This window comes from Methylobacterium sp. WL64 (assembly GCF_008039945.1).
Taxonomy (GTDB): Bacteria; Pseudomonadota; Alphaproteobacteria; order Rhizobiales; family Beijerinckiaceae; genus Methylobacterium.
This window is the reverse complement of record NZ_VRVA01000252.1, coordinates 1-2653: the sequence shown is the minus strand read 5'-3', so window position 1 is coordinate 2653 and position 2653 is coordinate 1. Positions and strand designations below refer to the sequence as shown.

The following is a 2653-nucleotide window of genomic DNA, read 5'->3' as shown; positions in this document are numbered from 1 at the left end:
GCGGTCGAAGTAATCGATTTTAAAGAAGACACGTTCGCCGGCCGCCTCGACCGCGCCGAAGTCGTTCTCACCGTGCGGGTCATCGTCAGCATCGAACCGGTCGTGGGCGGCGACCGCGTCGAGGATTATCCGCTGGCGCTCGCGGCCGAGCGTGACGACGCCGGCGGTGAGCACGAGGGTGCCGCCGGACAGCGTGCGGCGGAGGATGTCGTTGAGCGCGCGGACGCGATCCGCGTCGAGGACGGCGGTCATGGAAACCTCAAGGATGGAGGGATGGTCTGAGCGGCAGCGGTCGCATCGGGCCGGCGCCGGAACACCCGGGCCACACAGAGCTGACCCGGGCGTGAGGTAGCCGTGGGCTACGCTTCTCCAGGCGGCAGCAAAGCCAATTCACCGGCGTTGCGCAGGATGGTCGGGTCGGTGGGGTAGTCACACCACCGCAATGAGAAGACCCGGCCGTTGATGCCGATCACTTCGGCCTCCCACCAACCGTCATCCGGGCCCTCCTGGGCGAGCACGACACTGCCGAGTCCGATCTCACTGCGGTCGTCCGGTCGCGGGCTACCGACGAAGGTTCGGTCACCAGGCCTCGAGGTAGCAGGCCGCTCGGCCGCCGAACTCGTGACTGCCTGCGTCGTCTCGATGGCGCCAGCTGACGGCCCGGCGTCGTCTCTTTCCGTCACACTGGCGTCAGCGATGGGCGTCTCGATCTCCCGCGGTGAGGCTGCCGTTGGTTGCTCGTTGGTGAGAGGCGAACCGACCTGACCGCCGTCGGCAATGCTGAGCCCAGCTCCCTCGTCCGCCAGGGCGACGAGCTGCGTGTAGAACACGCGCTTGGTGAGCGGGACGAGCGCGCGGCCACTCGGCAACACCCGCCCGCGAGCGATGCGACCGGCGAGGTCTCGGCCGACCGCGTCTTTGAGCGGCAAGACGCGCAGCCGCATAATCACTGCAGCAGCGGCAGCCGCCTGAGCGTCGGCAGCATCGAACCAAGCGGCGCGTAGCCTGCCCCCGTCCTGACTGAACAGTATGAGTGCGGGCGGCTGAGGCGTGAGCGGGGTCTCCGAGACGAGGGCCGGCGGGCCGGAACGGGCGGTTTTGGAAGGCGCGGTCATCGCAGGCCCCCTGAAACGACGAAGGCCCCCGGGAGGGGGCCTTGCATGAAGGTGCGGTCGAAGTTGGCGGCTCGTTCACCCGGCGGAAACGCCTTCGTTGTCGATGGTCGAAGTGGTTTGGGTGATTGAAGCATGACGGTCTCCTGGCTCGGGCCGGTCAGCGATGCCGTTGAGTGCCGCTTCGCCAGCCGACATCATCAGCATGGCCGAAACAGCGACCATTGTCAAGAATAAAATCCTATTAAATGACTGCGAATGGTCTGATCGGCCCCCACGAGGTGGTCCAAGGGTAAAGTTAGTGCACGGTGGGCCGCTCCGCCACGAGTAGCTTGGCCGGCGGAGCTGGTCGGGCGAGCGCAGCCGGCCAAGCGGAGAAGGCTGGCACGAACACCTCCGGGGCCGGCGGCCGGTATCCCAAAGAGGCATGCGGGCGCACGCCGTTGTAGTGACGTCGCCAGCTTTCGATGACGACCTGCGCTTCCCTGAGTGTGTAGAAGATCTCGCCGTTCAGGAGTTCGTCGCGAAGCCGTGCGTTGAAGCTTTCGACGTAGCCGTTCTCCCACGGTGAGCCTGGCGTAATGTAGGCCGTCTTTGCTCCGACGCCGGTGATCCAAGCTTGGACGGCCTTCGCAGCGAACTCCGGGCCGTTATCCGAACGGATATGGCCAGGTACGCCACGCAGGATGAACAGATCCGAGAGCACGTCGATGACGTCGGCTGCCTTCAGCTTGCGGGCGATTCGGATCGCCAGGCATTCGTGCGTGAACTCGTCGACCACGTTGAGCATCCGGATCTTGCGTCCATCATGCGTGCGGGCTTCGACGAAGTCGTACGACCACACGTGATTGCGGTGTTCCGGGCGAAGACGGACGCAGGAGCCGTCGTTGTCCCAGACCCGCCCCCGCTTGGGCTGTCTGGCTGGGACCTTCAGACCCTCACGCCGCCAAATGCGCTCGACGCGCTTGTCGTTGACGAACCATCCGGCCGCCTTCAGCAATGCGCTGATCTTGCGGTAGCCATAGCGTCCGTACTTCTCAGCCAACGCCACGAGATCGGCCGTCAGCGCCTCTTCGTCGTCGCGGCCCCGCGGCACCTTGCGCTGTGTCGAGCGATGCTGACCGAGCGCCCGACAGGCGCAGCGCTCGGAGACGGTCATCGTCTGCATGATGTGCTCGACACAGGCGCGTCGGCGCGCGGGGCTCAGAAGTTTCCCCGGGACGCCTCCTGCAGGATCAGCTTGTCGAGGGTGAGATCGGCGATTGCCTTTCGAAGCCGAGCATTCTCGGTCTCAAGACTCTTCATCCGTCGAACTTGATCCGACTTCAGGCCGCCAAACTCACGCCGCCACCGGTAGTATGTCACCGAACTCACACCGAGCGCGCGAATTGGATCGGCCACGCTCTGGCCCTGTGAGATCAGCACGTCCGCCTGACGTAGCTTCGCGACGATCTCCTCGGGCTTCGGGTAATTTGCCATCTCGTCCGTCCTCCAGGCTTAAAAGCCATACCAAAGAGCGGACCACTTCAATGGGGGCTGAC

Annotated in this window: 4 protein-coding genes; all 4 read right to left on the bottom strand. The window is 65.0% G+C overall.

Going from position 1 to position 2653, the window contains the following annotated elements; genetic code table 11:
- Positions 1–252: DUF3768 domain-containing protein (locus FV242_RS33520; protein WP_147941967.1), on the bottom strand; the 252-nt coding region annotated here is incomplete at its 3' end.
- A gap of 107 nt (positions 253–359) precedes the next feature.
- Positions 360–1115, bottom strand: a complete 756-nt coding sequence (locus FV242_RS33515; RefSeq protein WP_147941966.1) for a hypothetical protein — start codon at positions 1113–1115, stop codon at positions 360–362.
- A gap of 75 nt (positions 1116–1190) precedes the next feature.
- Positions 1191–1343: a hypothetical protein gene (locus FV242_RS35100; protein WP_187278679.1), complete on the bottom strand. Its 153-nt coding sequence runs from the start codon at positions 1341–1343 to the stop codon at positions 1191–1193.
- 67 nt (positions 1344–1410) lie between these two features.
- A protein-coding gene (locus FV242_RS33510; protein WP_147941965.1) for an IS3 family transposase occupies positions 1411–2591 on the bottom strand; the annotation gives its coding sequence in 2 pieces (ribosomal slippage) (positions 1411–2330 and positions 2330–2591; 1182 coding nt in all).
- Positions 2592–2653: the final 62 nt, after the last annotated feature.

Excerpts from the sequence above, each read along its gene's own strand:
- FV242_RS33515 (WP_147941966.1), bottom strand. The coding sequence starts at position 1,115 with ATGACCGCGCCTTCCAAAACCGCCCGTTCCGGCCCGCCGGCCCTCGTC.